At 62.3% G+C, this 18314-nt stretch carries 18 protein-coding genes; 10 read left to right on the top strand and 8 right to left on the bottom strand.

Annotated features, from left to right (window positions below):
• The first annotated feature begins 8 nt into the window (after positions 1 to 8).
• Entirely contained in the window at positions 9 to 647 is a 639-nt protein-coding gene (gene betI, locus AC0L24_RS04330) for a choline-binding transcriptional repressor BetI (protein ID WP_256745595.1), read from the top strand.
• Positions 648 to 767: 120 nt separating this feature from the next.
• On the top strand, positions 768 to 1526 hold the full coding sequence (locus tag AC0L24_RS04325; RefSeq protein ID WP_473563452.1) for an SDR family NAD(P)-dependent oxidoreductase: 759 nt from the start codon (positions 768 to 770) through the stop codon (positions 1524 to 1526).
• Positions 1527 to 1882: 356 nt separating this feature from the next.
• Here the strand turns inward: AC0L24_RS04325 and AC0L24_RS04320 are convergent, their stop codons facing one another.
• Positions 1883 to 2632: an SDR family NAD(P)-dependent oxidoreductase gene (locus tag AC0L24_RS04320; protein WP_473563475.1), complete on the bottom strand. Its 750-nt coding sequence runs from the start codon at positions 2630 to 2632 to the stop codon at positions 1883 to 1885.
• Positions 2633 to 2755: 123 nt separating this feature from the next.
• Between AC0L24_RS04320 and AC0L24_RS04315 the strand changes: the two genes are divergently transcribed.
• From AC0L24_RS04315 to AC0L24_RS04300, 4 genes are all read left to right on the top strand, one after another.
• Entirely contained in the window at positions 2756 to 3655 is a 900-nt protein-coding gene (locus AC0L24_RS04315) for a LysR family transcriptional regulator (protein ID WP_473563451.1), read from the top strand.
• Between the two features lie 110 nt (positions 3656 to 3765).
• Complete coding sequence (fumC, locus tag AC0L24_RS04310; RefSeq protein WP_473563450.1) at positions 3766 to 5163, top strand: class II fumarate hydratase; 1398 nt, start codon at positions 3766 to 3768, stop codon at positions 5161 to 5163.
• A gap of 235 nt (positions 5164 to 5398) precedes the next feature.
• Complete coding sequence (locus AC0L24_RS04305; RefSeq protein ID WP_473563449.1) at positions 5399 to 5818, top strand: DoxX family protein; 420 nt, start codon at positions 5399 to 5401, stop codon at positions 5816 to 5818.
• A 154-nt stretch (positions 5819 to 5972) separates the two neighbouring features.
• On the top strand, positions 5973 to 6377 hold the full coding sequence (locus AC0L24_RS04300; protein WP_473563448.1) for a DoxX family protein: 405 nt from the start codon (positions 5973 to 5975) through the stop codon (positions 6375 to 6377).
• Between the two features lie 284 nt (positions 6378 to 6661).
• Here AC0L24_RS04300 and ppx read toward each other — a convergent pair whose 3' ends face one another.
• Complete coding sequence (ppx, locus tag AC0L24_RS04295) at positions 6662 to 8197, bottom strand: exopolyphosphatase (RefSeq protein ID WP_127270757.1); 1536 nt, start codon at positions 8195 to 8197, stop codon at positions 6662 to 6664.
• Positions 8197 to 10398, bottom strand: a complete 2202-nt coding sequence (locus AC0L24_RS04290; RefSeq protein WP_127381246.1) for an RNA degradosome polyphosphate kinase — start codon at positions 10396 to 10398, stop codon at positions 8197 to 8199. The genes ppx and AC0L24_RS04290 overlap by 1 nt, the downstream gene beginning before the upstream one ends.
• A gap of 246 nt (positions 10399 to 10644) precedes the next feature.
• Between AC0L24_RS04290 and AC0L24_RS04285 the strand changes: the two genes are divergently transcribed.
• From AC0L24_RS04285 to AC0L24_RS04270, 4 genes are all read left to right on the top strand, one after another.
• Positions 10645 to 10890, top strand: coding sequence for a zinc-finger domain-containing protein (locus AC0L24_RS04285; protein ID WP_027037845.1), 246 nt, complete (start codon positions 10645 to 10647; stop codon positions 10888 to 10890).
• Between the two features lie 19 nt (positions 10891 to 10909).
• Positions 10910 to 12136 carry an FAD-dependent monooxygenase gene (locus AC0L24_RS04280; protein WP_473563447.1) on the top strand — a complete coding sequence of 409 codons (1227 nt, stop codon included), beginning with the start codon at positions 10910 to 10912 and terminating at the stop codon, positions 12134 to 12136.
• A gap of 88 nt (positions 12137 to 12224) precedes the next feature.
• Positions 12225 to 12515 carry a BrnT family toxin gene (locus AC0L24_RS04275; RefSeq protein WP_473563446.1) on the top strand — a complete coding sequence of 97 codons (291 nt, stop codon included), beginning with the start codon at positions 12225 to 12227 and terminating at the stop codon, positions 12513 to 12515.
• A complete protein-coding gene (locus tag AC0L24_RS04270) occupies positions 12493 to 12816 on the top strand; it encodes a BrnA antitoxin family protein (RefSeq protein ID WP_127810807.1) in 324 nt (107 codons plus the stop codon). Before AC0L24_RS04275 ends, AC0L24_RS04270 begins: the two co-directional genes overlap by 23 nt.
• A gap of 15 nt (positions 12817 to 12831) precedes the next feature.
• On the opposite strand, the gene AC0L24_RS04265 is transcribed toward AC0L24_RS04270, so the two are convergent.
• The 5 genes from AC0L24_RS04265 to AC0L24_RS04245 form a co-directional block, all read right to left on the bottom strand.
• Complete coding sequence (locus tag AC0L24_RS04265; RefSeq protein ID WP_127810808.1) at positions 12832 to 13500, bottom strand: TIGR02117 family protein; 669 nt, start codon at positions 13498 to 13500, stop codon at positions 12832 to 12834.
• Positions 13501 to 13609: 109 nt separating this feature from the next.
• On the bottom strand, positions 13610 to 14359 hold the full coding sequence (locus tag AC0L24_RS04260; protein WP_031260969.1) for an amino acid ABC transporter ATP-binding protein: 750 nt from the start codon (positions 14357 to 14359) through the stop codon (positions 13610 to 13612).
• Between the two features lie 139 nt (positions 14360 to 14498).
• Positions 14499 to 15656, bottom strand: a complete 1158-nt coding sequence (locus tag AC0L24_RS04255) for an amino acid ABC transporter permease (protein ID WP_127321837.1) — start codon at positions 15654 to 15656, stop codon at positions 14499 to 14501.
• 9 nt (positions 15657 to 15665) lie between these two features.
• On the bottom strand, positions 15666 to 16853 hold the full coding sequence (locus AC0L24_RS04250) for an amino acid ABC transporter permease (RefSeq protein WP_127810810.1): 1188 nt from the start codon (positions 16851 to 16853) through the stop codon (positions 15666 to 15668).
• A 63-nt stretch (positions 16854 to 16916) separates the two neighbouring features.
• The gene (locus AC0L24_RS04245; RefSeq protein ID WP_127810811.1) at positions 16917 to 17945 is read right to left on the bottom strand and encodes an amino acid ABC transporter substrate-binding protein; all 1029 of its coding nucleotides are present in this window, start codon (positions 17943 to 17945) and stop codon (positions 16917 to 16919) included.
• Between the last annotated feature and the right edge of the window lie 369 nt (positions 17946 to 18314).

Here is an 18314-nt window from a genome sequence, read left to right as displayed (position 1 = left end):
GGACGAAAATGTCAACGTGGATTCGCGATGCATGGACCGATCCCGTGAAACTCAAGCGTCTCAGTGAGATACGCCGCAAGGAGCTGCGGCAGGCGGCTTTCGTGGTTCTGGAGCGCGAAGGCATTGCCGGCGCGACCCTGGAGAAAGTGGCCGCCCAGGCAGGTGCCTCCAAAGGCATCGTGCTGCACTATTTCCGCAACAAGCAGGAACTGTTCGAGCACGCGATGCGCGAAGCCAATGCCGTCCTGTGCCAGGCGGTCATCGCGCGGCTTCGCCGGGCGCGTACGCCGATGGAGCGCATGGACGCGGTGATCGAGGGCAATTTCGAGGAGCATCTGTTCCAGCCGCCTCTGTGCCATGCCTGGCTGTCGCTCTGCGCCGAGGTGCCGCGCGACGAGAAGATGGCCCGTATCCAGCGGGTGATCCATGCGCGCATGCGCTCGAACCTGTTGTCGGGCCTGCACGGCCTCGCCTCGCCGGCGGATGCCGACGACATCGCGCTTGGCGTCACTGCTTTGATCGACGGGCTTTGGCTGCGGCTCGGCCTGCAGCCGGGCAGCGTCTCGCGCGAACAGGCCGTCCGCCAGGTCAAGAATTATGTCGCGGGTCGGCTGGCCCTGCGGGAGCTTGCGACCACCGGCGCGTAACCGGCCTCGGCTGGCCTGCGCCGGCAGCAGTCGAAGTTCATACCTGAGGATAGGCCGACGGCTTGACCGCAGCCGCCACTATACGGTGCTCTCGACGACGCCGAAATCTCGGAGTGCCCCATGAGACTTCACAACAAGCGCGCGCTGGTCACCGGCGGGTCGGACGGTATCGGCCTGGCGATCGCCGAGGCCTTTTCGCGCGAGGGCGCGGACGTCCTGATCGTCGGCCGCGACACCAAGAAGCTCGACGCCGCCCGCGAGCGCCTCGGCGGCACTATCGAGACGCTGTCGGCCGATCTTGCCACATCGGCCGGCATTGCGGCCGTCATCGAGCATGTGAAAAAATCGGGCACGCCTATCGATATCCTCGTCAACAATGCCGGAGTGGCTTTCCTGGTGCCGTTCGAAACCGTCAGCGAGGCGCAGTTCCAGCAATCCTTCGCGCTGAATGTCACTGCTGTGTTCTTCCTCACACAGGGCCTGCTGCCGCATCTGGCGGCCGGCGCATCGGTGATCAACATCTCGTCCTATTTCGCCAACAAGATGATCCCGAAGCGGCCGTCGAGCCTCTATTCCCTGTCGAAGGGCGCGTTGAACTCGCTGACCAAGTCGCTCGCCTTCGAACTCGGCCCGCGCGGCATCCGCGTCAACGCCATCGCGCCCGGCACGGTCGACACCACCATGCGGCGCAAGACAGTCGACAATTTGCCGGCCGAGGCAAAGGCGGAACTGAAGGCCTATGTCGAGCGCAGCTATCCGCTCGGCAGAATCGGCCGCCCCGGTGATCTGGCCGGCATCGCGGTCTATCTGGCCAGCGAAGAGGCCGCCTGGACCAGCGGCGGCATTTTTTCCGTGGACGGCGGCTACACGGCGGGGTGATCCGTCCGGGCGCCGCGCCAGGCGCCGTCATTGCGCCGAAATGCCTACCGCACAGCTACCGGGTCGAGTCGCGCGAAGGCGTGCACACTCTCACCATCACGCGGTTCGGATTTCGAGACGATGCTGCGTCAGGCTAGCCGTCCCGCCGAACAGCCGGAGCTGCCGTCGCAGATGCAACCAACGCCGGAAATCATCGCCACACTGGTACAGCTCTGTGCAGAAAACGGCATCGATAGTGTCGGTCCGCCGCTAGGCTGATTCTGAGCGAGACCCGGCTTGCCGAAGGCGAATTGGCACAGGCGCGACATCCATCCAGGGGCGGCGATAAACCGTCCGCCGCCCCAGAGAATGACTAATCAGCGCTGGCCACCCGAGACAGTAATCCGCTCCCCAGTCATCCATGACGACTGATCTGATGCAAGAAACAGTGCGACCCGGGCAATGTCATCTGGCTGGCCTAGCCGGCCCATGGGGATGCCTGCCACGAGGACCTTCTCATATTCGGTTCCGACAGCGCCCATCGCGGTCAGGCCTTCCGTGGCGGTGGCGCCGGGGGCGATCGAGTTGACGCGGATCTTCCTGCCGGAAAGTTCGTTGGCGAGCGCCTTGGTCACGGCGTCCACCGCGCTCTTGGATGCGGAGTAGACGACGGAATTCGGCACCGGGTTGACGCTGGATATCGTGCTCAAATTAATGACGCTACCGCCCGCGGCCCCGAAATTTCCGACGGCTGCCTGCGTGGTCAAGATCGTCCCTAAAACATTGGTATCGAACTGGCGGTGAAATTCGGCCTCGGTCACCGCTTCCAGCGGTTCGAACTGGTAAACACCGGCATTGTTGACGAGAATGTCGAGCGTTCCGAACGCATCGCTTGCCTGCTTGAACAGACGCTTGACATCGCTCGACTTGGCGACGTCCGCCTGGATGGAAACGGCCTTGCCGCCATCCCGGACAATGGCTTGCACGACGCGATCGGCATCGGCCTTGCTGCCGGCGTAGTTGACCACCACAGCAGCGCCCGCGGCACCAAATTGCCGGGCGATGGCTGCGCCGATGCCCTTGGAAGCGCCGGTAACGATGGCAACCTTGCCATTGAGCTCATTCATGATCTTTCTCCTGTTGCCGCTGCTCGAGGTATGAAGGGTGTGCAGGTGCGGTGAACGAGAGATAGTTGATGCGCCAAAGCTGAGGTATTGAGACCGAAACCATATCATATATACGTCTTACGCATGAGTGATAGGCTACAGCAGCTCGCGCTTTTTGTGAGAACCATCGAAACCGGCAGCTTTTCAAAGGCCGCCCGGGAGTCTGGCCTGTCACAGCCGTCGGTGTCGCGCGCGATCGCGGCGCTTGAAGAGCGCCTCGGCGTGAAACTTCTGTTACGCACAACCCGTCGCATCACCCCCACCGATGCCGGGCAGGCGCTGCTGATCCGCGCGCGGGAGGCGATCGGAAGCATCGATGATGCGGAAAATGCCGCCCGGGGCGCAGATAGCCTTTCCGGTGTGCTGCGGGTCGCCCTGTCAATCGCTTACGGCATGCGGGAGATCATTCCGCTACTGCCAGCGTTCCTAGAACGCCACCCTGCGCTGAAAGTCGAGCTGATGATGTCCGACCGGTATGAGGATCTCATTGCGGAAGGTGCCGATCTGGCGCTGCGGCTCGGTCGGCAACCCGATTCGAGCTTCGTCACACACAGGTTGGCGACCACCCAGCGCCTGCTAGTCGCCTCTCCGGATTACCTCAATCGTCGCGGAACGCCGCGAACGGTTGCCGAACTCGCCACACACCAATGCCTTGGTGGCCCGGCCGACCTCGAACGGGGAGTCTGGACATTTCACAAGGATGGCAGGGCGGAAAGTGTGACCGTCGACACCCGCGTCTGGACAGGGTCCAGTTCCGGCGTTGTCGCCTGTGCCGTGGCCGGACTAGGCATTGCCTCAGGCTCGAAATGGATGTGCGACGACGAACTGCGGGCAGGCCGCCTCGTCGTGTTGCTTGGCGATCATGCGCTTAATTCCATCGATTCTTTCGTGGTCTTTCCGGCCGGACGGCGGCCGTCGCAAAAGGCCCGCGCCTTCAGCGACTATCTGTCGGAAGCCCTGGCCGGACGACATTCGAGTGGATGAGAGGAAAGAACGGTCCTTCAACCGATTTGCGTTCTTGCCGCCCGCAATCTCCGCTTGAAGCCGTTTGTGCAACGCGATACGCCGTTGCCGACTTCGACAAGGAGAGACCCGTGACCGCTGCAAATACCAGAACCGAAACCGACACGTTCGGTCCCATCGAAGTTGCCGCCGACCGGTACTGGGGCGCGCAGGCGCAGCGTTCCCTTGGCAATTTCAAGATCGGCTGGGAGAAGCAGCCGGCCTCGATCGTGCGCGCGCTGGGCATCGTCAAGCGGGCGGCGGCCGAGGCCAACATGGAGCTCAAGCGGCTTGATCCTGCGATCGGCAAGACGATTGTCGCGGCGGCGCAAGAGGTCATCGACGGCAAGCTCGACGAGCATTTCCCGCTGGTGGTCTGGCAGACCGGCTCGGGCACACAGTCCAACATGAACGCCAACGAGGTGATCTCCAACCGGGCGATCGAGATGCTGGGCGGCGTCATGGGCTCCAAGAAGCCGGTGCATCCCAACGATCACGTCAATATGAGCCAGTCGTCGAACGACACCTATCCGACGGCCATGCACATCGCCTGCGCCGAACGCATCGTGCACGATCTGTTGCCGGCGCTGAAGCACCTGCACAAGGCGCTCGCCGCCAAGAGCAGAGAGTTCAATCACATCATCAAGATCGGCCGCACACACACACAGGACGCGACCCCGCTAACGCTTGGCCAGGAATTTTCGGGCTATGCGGCGCAGGTCGCCTCGTCGATCAAGCGCATCGAGCTGACATTGCCCGGCCTGCAGGAACTGGCGCAGGGCGGCACCGCCGTCGGCACCGGCCTCAACGCACCGGTCGGCTTCGCCGAACGGGTGGCGGATCGCATCGCCAGCATTACCGGCATCGCCTTCGTCACCGCGCCGAACAAGTTCGAGGCGCTGGCGGCCCATGATTCCATGGTGTTTTCGCACGGCGCCATCAATGCGGCGGCCGCCGCACTGTTCAAGATCGCCAACGACATCCGGTTCCTCGGTTCCGGCCCGCGTTCGGGGCTCGGCGAGCTGTCGCTGCCGGAAAACGAACCGGGCTCGTCGATCATGCCGGGCAAGGTCAACCCGACCCAATGCGAGGCGCTGACGCAGGTCTGCGTGCAGGTGTTCGGCAACAATGCGGCACTCACCTTCGCCGGCAGCCAGGGCCATTTCGAGCTCAACGTCTACAACCCGCTGATGGCCTACAACTTCCTGCAGTCGGTGCAGTTGCTCTCCGACGCCTCGGTGTCCTTCACCGACAATTGCGTCGTCGGCATCGAGGCCCGCGAAGACAACATCAAGGCGGCACTCGACCGATCGCTGATGCTGGTGACGGCACTGGCGCCGACCATCGGCTACGACAATGCCGCCAAGATCGCCAAGACCGCGCACAAGAAGGGCACCACGCTGCGCGAGGAAGCGCTTGCAACCGGGCTGGTCAGCGAAGCCGATTACGACCGGCTGGTGCGGCCGGAGGACATGACGCATCCGGGGTAGTCAATTCCAGGAAAGTGTCTTGCGGTTTTCGGTCCGGAATTGCGTCAACCAAAAGCCGGGTGTTTCGTGACGGGAGAATTTACTCCCGTCGCGACGTGACGCGAAGCAAATTTTTCGCAGGCCGCCCGATCACGGAAACGTAAGCACTGTGAACAATGTGTCGCCAGTCTGGTGGCTTTGGTGAACAGTCGGCTTGCTCTATCTCCCCGGTATCAACCCATCCCGGAGAGCCACCATGTCCATCAACCCTTCAGTCGCCGGTTCCGGCGCATCCAACGCCTCGACCACCATCCTCCTCGGCCGCGTCCTGCTTGCCGTCATCTTCCTGCTTTCAGGCTTCGGCAAGCTGACCGCCATCGCCGGCACGGCCGGCTATTTCGGTGCCCTCGGCCTGCCTTTGCCGACCGTAACGGCCATTGTCGTCGGCCTGATCGAGCTTCTCGGCGGCCTCGCCATCCTCGTCGGCTTCAAGACCCGGATTGTTGCCTGGGTGCTGGCGATCTTCACCGTCGCTACCGGCTTGGTCGCCCACACCGGTTGGGCCGACCAGATGCAAATGATCCAGTTTCTCAAGAACCTCGCCATTGCGGGCGGCTTCCTCGTGCTGGCTTCCTCGGGCGCCGGCGCCTATTCGATCGACGCCAAGCGCGGCTGAGCCAAGAACCGGCAATAGCCGACAAAAAGCGGCGCGAAATTTTCCGCGCCGCTTTTTCGTTGTTGGTACATGCCCGCCGATCTGTCGGCCGGAGTTTCTGATAGGATCGGGTTATCGGGACGAAGCCGGCCGGCGGCCGATAAGGGAGGTGAACATGCCCCGCAACGCGCTGCTCCTGCTCTCCCGGCTGCTGCTCGCCGCCCTGTTCGTGCCTTCCGGTATCCATGCATTGAGCGACATAGCCGGCACCACAGGCTATTTCGTAAACCTCGGCCTGCCGCTGCCTGCACTTGCCGCCTGGGGCACGGGACTGTTCGAAGTGATCGCCGGGCTGCTCGTCCTGGTCGGTTTCCAGACCCGGATCGCGGCGCTGCTGCTCGCTGCCTTCTGCATTGCCGCCGGGTTCATCGGCCACTATGGCCAGGGCGGCGGCGACGCGATGCTCGCCTTCCTGCACCAGCAGATGCTGATGAAGGACATTGCGATATCAGGCGGATCTGTTGCGCTGGCGATGGCCGGTGCGGGAGCCTGGTCGGTCGACGGGCGCAGCGCGGTTTGATATCTTTGCTTACACGCGCCGGACCTGGTCGACCCCCGCTCCGTCTCGGCTTCGCCGAGCCACCTCTCCCGTGATCGACGGGGTAGAGGAAGGGCGCGAGCCTGTTGCCGCCAACGCTTTTCCACGAGGCTCCCTTCCTTTCCCTCCGGAGGGGGGAAGGTGGCGCTGCGAAGCAGCGACGGATTGGGGGAAGCCGGTCTACAAACGCGATGCCGCCAACGCTGAGACGACCGGGCAGGTCTCCGCTTAAGTCAGATAAGACACGGTCTGCTACCAGCCAGCGCCTATTTCACCGACATGCTGGGCCCACCCTCAACAGCCAGCACCAGCCGGCGGTTGGTTATCCTTGCCAGTTGCGCCAGGCGCCCGGCCGGCCGCTCGCCATAGAGATCGGCCAGCGACGCCGGCAAGACCAGCGCCAGCACGCCGTTGGCGCGCTGTTCCCATTTCAGCCTGGGCATGATGCCGGGCATCGACGCCGTCAGCAGGTAGACGACGCGCATCATCGCGGCGAGCACACGCGCCCGCTCCAGATAACGCGGCGGCGCCAGCGCCTTGATCTCGGGGGCGATGGCTTCGTTGAAGATGCCGTCGTGACGATAGGCGTTGGCCATGGCCAGGAAAGCACGGCCGGGATGGTCGACGCCGAAGAAGGAGGCGTGCGCAATGATGTTGAGCGATTGCTTGCCGCGATATTCTGGGTGCGCGCGCCAGCCGATATCGGCCAGCAATGCAGCCGCGTGGCGGTAGCGCGCCTCGTCTTCGGTCTCGTCGATGCCGAAGGCGGCAAAGGTTTTGGCGGTCCAGTCGACAAGTTCATGCGCATGGGTGACGGAGCGCGAGCGCAGGCGTGCAAGCTCCTCCGAGGCTGAAATCAGCGGATCAGCCTTCTGCTCCGCCTCGTCGAGCAGCGAATAGAGAAAGCCTTCACGCACGCCGAGCGCCGAGACGATGATCTTCGACGGCTGCATCGCCGCCATGATCTCCTGCAGCACGACGGCGCCATAGGGCAGCAGCGAACGGCGGTTCTTGGAAACGCCTTCGATGCCCTTGACCTTCTCGATCTCGGCTTTGGCCACCTGCTTGAGGAAATTCGCCGCGCTTTCGGCCGAGATCTCGTAATGGTGCATGACGCCAAGCGGATAGTTGGTCATTTCCATGTGCAGCCGGGCGAGATTTCGCCAGGTGCCGCCAACGGCGTAGAAAGGCCTGCCCTGCCCGCCTTTCAACAGCTTGGCCTTTGCCAGTTCGTCACGCGCGATCTTCGCCGCCTGGGTCAGCGAGTTCTTCGCCATGTCCTGCAGGCGCAAGCCGCCCAGCGGCAGCGTGATGCCGTCGCCGATCGCTTCGCCGGCGACGTCGACCAGTTCGAGGCTGCCGCCGCCCAGATCGCCGGCGATCCCGTCGGCCGGATGGAAGCCGGAAATGACGCCGAGCGCCGAATAATACGCTTCCTGACGGCCGCTGATGACACGGATCTCGGTCTTCAGCACCTCCTCGGCGCGGTGAATGAAATCAGGGCCGTTGACCGCCTCGCGGGCCGCGGCGGTGGCCAGCACATACATCTGCTCGGCGCCGGCCTGGTCGGAAAGCGCGCGAAAGCGGCGGAACTCTTCCATCGAGCGCGTCACCGCCTCGGGGTCGAGCTTGCCGGTCGAAACGATGCCCCGGCCGAGACCGGCCAGCATCTTTTCGTTGAACAGCATGGTCGGCGAGCGCGCCAGCCCCTCATAGACGACGAGGCGGATCGAGTTCGATCCGATGTCGATGATGGACAGCGGTCGGCGGTCCTGCAGCCGGCCCTGGGAATCAGACAGCATCAGCCGGACGCTGCGGCGTTCTTCTTGCGGCGCTTGAACTGCGCAATGCGCTTGGGCGCATGCGACTTCAGCGCGTCACCCCGTCCCGACAGGCTCGGATTGGTCATGAAATATTCCTGCGCGTTGAACGGTTCCTCGCCCTCCTCCAGCACGACGCGCCGGGAGGTTCCATCAGCCAATACGTCGAAACTTTGCTGATTGTCCATGATGTTGCCCAGCATGATCTGGCCAAGGATCTGTTCATGCACAGTTGGATTGGTGATCGGAACCATGGTCTCGACGCGGCGGTCGAGATTGCGCGGCATCAGATCGGCCGAGGAGATGTAGACGATCGCTTCGTCCGACGGCAGGCCGTGACCGTTGCCGAAACAATAGATGCGGCTGTGCTCGAGAAAACGGCCGACGATCGATTTTACGCGGATGTTTTCCGACAGGCCCGGAACCTGCGGCCTCAGGCAGCAGATGCCGCGCACGACCAGGTCGACCTCGACGCCGGCCCGGCTGGCATCGTAGAGCGCGTCGATGATAATCGGATCGACGAGTGCGTTCATCTTCATCCAGATGCGCGCCGGTTTCCCCTGCACCGCGTAGGCAATCTCGTCGGCAATGTGCTTCAGGATGCGGCTTCTCAGCGTGAACGGCGAGATCGCAAGCCGCATTTCGTCTGTCGGCTCGGCATAGCCGGTGATGAAATTGAACAGCTGGGCGACATCGCGGGCAATCGTCGGATCGGTGGTGAAGAAGGACAGGTCGGTGTAGATGCGCGCCGTTACCGGATGGTAGTTGCCGGTGCCGAGGTGGACGTAGTTGCGCAGCTTGCCGTCCTCGCGCCGCACCACCAGCGACATTTTCGAATGGGTTTTCAGCTCGAGAAAGCCGAACACCACCTGGACGCCGGCACGCTCCAGGTCGCGCGCCCAGCGAATGTTGGCTTCTTCGTCGAAACGCGCCTTGAGCTCGACCAGCGCAGTGACCGACTTGCCGGCCTCGGCCGCGTCGACCAGCGCACGCACGATCGGGCTGTCATTGGAGGTGCGGTAAAGCGTCTGCTTGATCGCCACCACTTCCGGATCGGCCATCGCCTGGCGCAGGAACTGCACCACGACGTCAAACGATTCGTAGGGGTGATGGACGACGATGTCCTTCTCGCGGATCGCGGCAAAGCAATCGCCACCATGCTCGCGGATGCGCTCGGGAAAACGCGGATTGTAGGGCGTGAATTTCAGGTCGTCGCGAGGGACGGCGACGATCTCGGAAATCTGGCTGAGCGCCAATGGACCGGTCAAGACGCTGATGCGGCTGGACGACACGCCAAGCTCGCCGGCGACGAAGTCGCGCAATTCGCCAGGCATCAGCCTGTCGAATTCGATGCGGATCACCGATCCGCGCCGCCGCCGCTTCAGCGCCGTTTCGAACAGGCGAACCAAATCCTCGGACTCCTCCTCGACCTCGATATCGCTGTCGCGAATGATACGGAACGTGCCGGAGCCCTTGACCTCGTAGCCGGGGAAGAGCTTGCCGATATAGAGGCCGACCGCCTCTTCCAGCGGGATGAAGCGGACATGATGCTTGCGGTCCGGCAGACGGATGAAGCGCTTCAGCGCCACCGGCAGGCGCAGCAGCGCGCTCATCTCCTCGCCGTTCTTGCGATGGCGCAATTGCAGCGCCATCGAGAAGCCGAGATTTGGAATGAACGGAAACGGATGCGCCGGGTCGATCGACAGCGGGGTGAGCACCGGGAAAACCTGTTCCTGGAAATGGTCTTCCAGCCAGACTTTCTCGTCCTTGGTCAGCGCATCGCGGGTGATGCTCTCGATGCCTTCCTTGTTGAGCAGCACGGTGAGCGCCGAAAGGCTCTTCTGCTGATCTTCCTGCAGTCGCTCGACCTCACGCAGCAGCTGTTCGAGCTGCTGTTCGGGGGTGCGGCCGTCAGGGCTCTTCAGCGTGATGCCTTCTCGCACCTGGCCGGCAAGACCGGCAACGCGGACCATGAAGAACTCGTCGAGATTGGCGGCCGAGATCGACAGGAAGCGGACGCGCTCCAGCAGCGGATGATTGAGGTTCAGCGACTCCTCGAGGACGCGCCGGTTGAACTGCAGCCAGGAAAACTCGCGGTTGACAAACCGGTCCGGATTGCCGCCCTCCGGGCGAGCCACCTCGACATCAACGAATTCGTTCTGCACCGGCTTTAGTTCGTTCATGATTCCCGCTCTTCCACACCGTCAGCCAGCTAAAGCGCCGCACGTCATTCAGGAGGCGCAAAGGACGCTCTGCCACTCCAAGGCGACGCATGGTCCTTGCCGAAAACCGGTGTCGGTCTTCGGGGCCATGCGTTAACCGGCTTAACTTATCCTCTGACAGGCTTTTGCGACAGTTTCATTTCATCGAACTTGCAAAGAGCCCTGATATGATCCAGATGCAGACGAGACTGCGTTAAGGAGACGACGATGGCAGGCGGTTCCATTCCCCATTTTCAGAACGATGCGGGCTATCAGGCAATCGACATCGGCGTGAAGGAATTCATGTGCACGGGCGCCAATCCGCCTTTCGACCACCCGCATGTGTTTCTGGACATGGGCGACGACAACGAAAAAGTCTGCCCCTATTGCTCGACGCTCTACCGCTATTCTCCGAAGCTGAAGGCAACGGAAACGCTGCCGGCCGGCTGCATCTACATAGAACAGGCCGCCTGAGTCTTTCGCGGCCAGCCCGATGAACGACACGCGCTCCCGGCAAGTCGTCATCGCCGGGGCGGGAGTCGCCGGGCTAACCGCAGCGCTGGCTTTCGCCGAACGCGGCTACCCTGTGAAAGTGTTCGAACAGGTGCAGCGCCTGGAAGCGGCAGGCGCCGGCATCCAGCTTTCTCCCAACGCGACACGCATCCTTCGCCAGCTTGGTGTGCTCGACAAGCTGCTGCCGGCAACGGTGCGGCCGGAAGCGGTGGTCCTGAAGGACGCCGCGACGTTGCGCGAACTGGCGCGGGTGCCGTTGGGGCAAGCCGCCGAAACGCGCTGGCAGGCGCCCTATCTCGTCGCTCACAGGGCTGATCTGCAGAGCGCGCTGATGGCACGGGTTTCCGAGATACCGGATATCCATCTTACCACCGGCGCCCGCGTCAGCAGCGCTGCCACCGGCCCCCATGGCATCACCGCGACGGCCGAGATCGACGGCAAAACCATCAAGGCTGAGGGCTTCCTGCTGATCGGAGCCGATGGTGTCTGGTCGTCGGTGCGCGCACTTGTCGATTCGGCCAAAAATGCGGCCTTGCCGACAAGCCATTTTTCCGGCGAGCTGGCCTGGCGCGCGACCATTGCCGCCGAAAGCGCTGCCGGACAAGCCTTTGCCGCGATCGGTGTAACCAATTGCGTCACCACCTTCCTGCATCCCGGCTTCCATATGGTGGCCTATCCCGTCAGCAAGGGTGCGGCCTTCAATCTCGCGGCCTTCACCAGGGGCGACCGCATTGCCGAGGGCTGGTCCGGCAACGCCGACGCCGGGATCCTGACCCGAGCCCTGCGCGGCACCGCGGCAGAACTTGCCCGTCTGGTCGAGCAGGCCGGCCCGTGGACCGCATGGCCGATCCACACTGTTGACCCGCAACAGCCCTGGACAACACCGAACGGCATTGCGCTGATCGGCGACGCCGCGCATGCGATGACCCCATTCGCTGCGCAAGGTGCGGCGATGGCGATCGAGGATGCGGCGACGCTTGCCGACATCATCGCCGACTTCCCTGCCGACCCCCTGGCCGCACTTGCCGTCTGGGAGCAGTCTCGGCGGCCGCGTGTCGCGCAGGTCGCCCGACGCGGCGCTGTCAACCGGCTGGCCTGGCATGCCTCGGGTCCAGTGGCGATTGCGCGCAATGTGTTCCTGAAGGTGCGCTCGTCGGAAAAACTCGCGGCGGATCTGGACTGGCTCTACGGCTGGCGGGCTCATTAGAATGCTTACATCGATAGAATGCTTACATCGGTCGACCTTGACGTAATGGCAATTTGTAGTTACATTTTTGTAGTCAACGAGGCGCAAATTGCGATTTGAATGGGACGCCGAAAAGGCGAAATCCAATTTCCGCAAGCATGGCGTAAGCTTCGACACCGCCGTTCGTGTTTTCGCCGATCCTTTCGCGCTATTGGAGCATGATCGAATTGAAGGGGGCGAATATCGTTGGCAGACAACCGGCTTGATTGACACCGCATTGATATTGCTGGTTGCACACGCAGATCGAGAGGAAGACGGGATCGAGGTGATCCGCATCATTTCAGCGCGGCGAGCTACGTCCAAAGAGAAAAGGCATTATGCGCAAAATCGTTCGATATGAATTCGACCCGGCCAATCCGCCTCCTCTGACAGAAGCACAGAAAGCGGAGATCGCGGCTTTGAAGGCGCGACCAGAGGATGATGTCGACACGAGCGACATTCCCGAATTGACCGAGGAATTCTGGCAGAACGCCGTCCGAAATCCTTATTTCAAGCCGGTCAAGCAACAACTGACCCTGCGTCTCGATTCTGACCTCGTCGCCTGGTTCAAAAGGCGCGCACCGGATGGTCGCGGCTACCAGGGTGCAATCAACAGAGCGCTTCGAGAATATATGTCCAAACAGGATCGCAAGGCCGGCTGATCACCGGAATGGCCTTCAATTATACAGCCGCATCGACAGGCCAAGCGATACAGGCAGCGGGTTCCACCAGCCGGTGCGCAGGCCGGCGATGCGCAAGGCCGCCGCCGTCCAGGTGTTGCAGCCGACCAGTGCGTTGAAATGGCCATTGGCTTCGTAGAAGCCGTCGAACCTGGAATAGGCTGCGTCCGGAACGAGGGTCGGGCCTTTCGGTCCCCGCTGGAAACTTGCATCGATGAAATCGAGCAACGCCGTGAACCGATCCTCGGTGATGTCGAATCCCGCGATATCGGGGTGCGGTTCGAGGATGTCACCGGCGACATCGACATGCATGACCGACGCGTCGAGTGTCAGTGCCTTCATCACCGGCACCGCCTTCAGCTCGGACCATGTCGGCGTCTCCAGGTAGAAGGCGCGGCCGCCCCAGCCGAAGACGATGTAGCGGACCTCCGGCCTGTCGGCCGGTATGCCCGCGTCGACCAGGAAATGGAAACGCCGGCGCACGGCGTCATCGACCGGGATGGCGATATCGGTGTGGATCGGATTGTTCAGCACCAGGATGTGACGCGTCGCGGCTGGCACGGCGGCGGCGGCCGGCCACAGCGGCCGTGGCACGAAGGTGCCCGTCGTCAGGGCGAGTGCGACGAGAACCAACAGAAGACCCAGAAAACGTCCCAGTCTTTTCATGAAAGGCGGCCCTGCAAACGCGCTCCGGCGCGACACGAACGCCCGCCTGTTATCCATACGCAAAAGAGCCCGGCAGTGTTTCAGCCGGGCTCTTCGTGGCCGTCGAGGCCTAGTGCAGGATCTGCGACAGGAACAGCTTCGTGCGCTCGTGGCGCGGGTGGTCGAAGAACTCGGCCGGCGTGTTCTGCTCGACGATCTGGCCCTGGTCCATGAAGATTACACGGTTGGCGACCTTGCGGGCGAAGCCCATCTCGTGGGTGACACACAGCATGGTCATGCCTTCCTCGGCAAGGCCAACCATGGTCTCCAGCACTTCCTTGATCATCTCCGGATCGAGCGCCGAGGTCGGCTCGTCGAACAGCATGATGCGCGGGTTCATGCACAGCGAACGGGCAATCGCCACACGCTGCTGCTGGCCGCCGGACAATTGGCCGGGATATTTGTGGGCCTGTTCCGGAATCTTGACGCGCTTGAGGAAATGCATGGCGATTTCCTCGGCCTGTTTCTTCGGCGTCTTGCGCACCCAGATCGGCGCCAGCGTGCAGTTCTCCAGGATGGTCAGATGCGGGAACAGGTTGAAGTGCTGGAACACCATGCCGACCTCGCGGCGCACCTCGTCGATCTTCTTGAGATCGTTGGTCAGTTCCTTGCCATCGACGATGATCTTGCCCTTCTGGTGCTCCTCCAGACGGTTGATGCAGCGGATCATGGTCGATTTGCCGGAGCCGGAGGGGCCGCAGATGACGATACGCTCGCCGCGCATCACTTTCAGGTTGATGTCCTTCAGCACATGGAACTCGCCGTACCATTTGTGCATGGCGATGATGTCGATGGCGACATCGGTCGTCGAAATCTGCATCTTGGCGGCGTTGACCTTGATCTCTTCGGCGCTGACGGCATTTTCGGTGGCCATGACAGGGATCCCCTTGTTCTTTTGTCGTTGGTAGTGATGCATGTCGTTATCCCAAAACCGCTATACACTTTTGGGCGACATGCATTCAGCGTTTGTGGCCGGTGTCGAGCCGGCGTTCGGTGTACATTGAATAGCGCGACATGCCGAAGCAGAACAGCCAGAAGACGAAGGCCGCGAAGATCAGGCCTGACCTCGCCGTCTGCGCGGTTGCCCAGTTTGCATCGGAGAAATTCTGTTTGACGATGCCGAGCAGGTCGAACATCGAGATGATGATGACCAGGCTGGTGTCCTTGAACATGCCGATGAAGGTGTTGACGATGCCTGGAATAACCAGTTTCAGCGCCTGCGGCATGACGATGAAATACATTTTCTGCCAATAGCCGAGACCGAGCGAATCGGCACCTTCATACTGGCCCTTGGGGATCGCCTGCAGGCCGCCGCGCACCACTTCGGCCATATAGGCCGCGGCAAACAGCGACACCCCGATCAGCGCGCGCAGGAACTTGTCGAACGACACACCCTCCGGCAGGAACAGCGGCAGCATGACGCTGGCGAAGAACAGCACGGTGATCAGCGGGATGCCGCGCACCGTCTCGATGAAGACAACGCACAGCGTCTTGATGATCGGCATCTTGGAACGGCGGCCGAGCGCCAGCACGATGCCGAGCGGCAGCGACACGGCAATGCCGACGAAAGACAGGCTGAGCGTCACCAAGAGCCCACCCCAAAGCGAGGTCTCGACATGCGGCAGGCCGAACATGCCGCCGACCAGCAGGACGAAGGCGACGATCGGCAGCACGAAGAACAGCAGAACCGCATTCAGCCCTTTGCGCGGCACCTTCGGGATCAGCATCGGCACCAGCAGCGCCACGAACAGGATAGCGACCAGGATCGGCCGCCAGCGCTCCTCGATGGGATAGCGCCCGAGCATGAACTGGCCGAATTTGGCATTGACGAAAGCCCAGCAGGCGCCGGTCCAGCCATCCGGCTGGATGCCGCCTTGCGCCACCGTGGCGCATACGGTCCGGTCCGGTCCCGTCCACACGGCGTTGATGAACGCCCAATTGATGATTTGCGGCAGGATCATCGCCACCAGGGCGATGCCGACGATCGTCAAGATGGTGTCGCCGGCAGAAGCGATCAGGTTCTTGCGCACCCAAGCGCCGAGGCCGGTGACGCTGGCGGGCGCCGGCTGCGCCAGCACCATTTCGGTGCGCACCCAGGACATATCATGTTCTTGCATGTCCTTACCTCACCTCTCCACCAGCGCCATCTTGGCGTTGAACCAGTTCATCACAAGCGAGGTCAGGAGGCTGATGGCGAGGTAGATCACCATCATGATCACCACGCCTTCGACGGCCTGGCCGGTCTGGTTCAGCACCGTCCCGGCGGTCGCCGTCAGGTCCGGATAGCCGATGGCGATGGCCAGCGACGAGTTCTTGGTCAGGTTGAGATACTGGCTGGTCAGCGGCGGAATGACGATGCGCATGGCCTGCGGCACGACGACCAGCCGCAGGATCGATCCGGACCGCAAGCCCAACGCACCGGCAGCTTCCGTCTGGCCCGCGCTGACACCCCTGATGCCGGCGCGCACGATCTCGGCGATGAAGGCGGCGGTATAGCAGGACAGCGCCAGATAAAGCGACAGGAACTCCGGCCGGACCTGGAAGCCGCCGGTCAGGTTGAAAGTCGACTGCTTCGGGTAGTCGAAGCTCAGGGGAAAGCCGCTCAGCGCATAGGCGAGCAGCGGCAGCCCGACGATCAGCGCCGCGGACGTCCAAAACACTGGAAATTGCTGGCCGGTCGCCATCTGCCGTTGCCGCGCCTTGCGCGCGACGAACCACGCCATGGCGATGCCGACAAGCAGGGCGACGAAGATCAGCCATGAGCCGTCGCCCCACACGGCGCGTGGAAAATAGAAACCGCGCTGGTTGAGGAAGGAGCCGAACGGCAGGTTGTAGCTGTCGCGTGGTGCCGGCAGCACGGCCAGCACGCCGGAATACCAGAAGAAGATGACCAGCAGCGGCGGGATGTTGCGGAAGACCTCGACATAGACGGTGCAGATCTTCCGGATCAGCCAGTTCTGCGAGAGCCGGCCGATGCCGATGACGAAGCCGATGATTGTCGCGGTGATGATGCCGACGATGGCGACGATGAGCGTGTTGAGGAGGCCGACCAGAATGGCGCGGCCATAGGTCGAATCCGACGAATAGGCGATCGCGCTCTCGCTGATGTCGAAGCCGGCGCGGCCCTTGAGGAAGCCGAAGCCTGAAGCGATGCGCAGCCGCGTCAGGTTGTCGATGACGTTGTGGGCAATCCACCAGACGCCCGCCACCAGCAGCACGACGACCAGCACCTGGAAGAATATGCCCCGGATTTTCGGATCGTTGATGAAGGAGCCGCGGCTGGGCTCCTCGCGAAGTACGTCCTGCGATGCCATTCGACCGTCCCCTGGAAAGAGAAACCGGGAGGCAGATGATCTGCCTCCCGGATCACATTTCGATCAGCGGATCGGCGGCGCGTATTGCAGGCCGCCCTTGGTCCACAGCGCGTTGATGCCGCGCGCGATCTTCAGCGGGCTGCCCGAGCCGACATTGCGCTCGAACATATCGCCATAATTGCCGACGGCCTTGACGATGTTGACCACCCAGTCATTGGAGACGCCGAGATCGGTGCCGATCTTGGTATCGGCTTCCTGGCCGAGCACGCGCTTGATCTCGGGGCTTGCCGAGTTCTTCATCTCCTCGACATTGGCCTTGGTGATGCCGAGCTCTTCAGCCTGCAGCAGCGCGAAATAGGTCCACTTGACGATGTGATACCACTGGTCGTCGCCCTGGCGAACGGCCGGTCCGAGCGGCTCCTTGGAGATGATCTCGGGCAGCACGACGTGGTCGGCCGGCGCTCCCAGCGTCAGGCGGATGCCGTAGAGGCCCGACTGATCGGTGGTGTAGACGTCGCAGCGGCCGGCATCATAGGCGGCGTTGACCTCTTCCAGCTTCTCGAAGACGACGGGATTGTACTCCATCTTGTTGGCCTTGAAGTAGTCGGCGAGGTTCAGCTCGGTGGTGGTGCCGCTCTGCACGCAGACGGCTGCGCCCGAAAGCTGCAGGGCCGAATTGACGCCCGGCAGCTTCTTGGCGTTGATCATGAAACCCTGGCCGTCATAGTAGGTGACGCCGATGAAGTTCAGGCCAAGCGCCGTATCGCGGTTGATGGTCCAGGTGGTGTTGCGCGACAGGATGTCGATCTCGCCCGACTGCAGCGCGGTGAACCGCTCCTTGGCGCTGAGCGGCGTGAACTTGACCTTGGAGCCGTCACCAAAGACGGCGGCCGCGACAGCGCGGCAGAAATCCGCATCGATGCCTTGCCAGTCACCCTTGTCGTCCGGCGCCGAAAAGCCGGCAAGGCCGGTGGAGACGCCGCACTGGATGAAGCCCTTCGCCTTGACGGTGTCGAGCGTGGCCGCCGACGCGGCGGACGCCATCAATCCAAGCGTGGCGGCGCCTAGAATGCCGATAGCAATGTGTTTCATGACCCACAGACCCTTTTCTCTGTTTTCAGGAGTAAATCCTGATTTTTTTCTCCCGTGTGAACGCGGCTTCATCCCGGCCCATTCCCGAAACCCCGCATCGTAACCGACGCGCCGCCTCCCATTCACAAATGTCATCGAAGGCGATAATTCCTGTGAGGTCAAGGGAAATGACCGAAACCCAAAGAGTTTGAAAACCGATTGCCGCAAATGCCCGATTTACAGACAAACACGCCCGCGATTTAGCCAGCAGGGCTAATAAAGGCGGCAAATCTCATGCAACGCCAACGCGGGGCCAATACGGGCCGCGGCAGCGAAATCCATCCCGGGCAATAGCTCGTCGTTGTTGACCTCCGCGTGCGACGAACTACC

This window comes from Mesorhizobium sp. WSM4809, assembly GCF_055811655.1.
The sequence above is the reverse complement of the archived record's forward strand: the minus strand, read 5'-3'. Positions and strand labels throughout refer to the sequence as shown.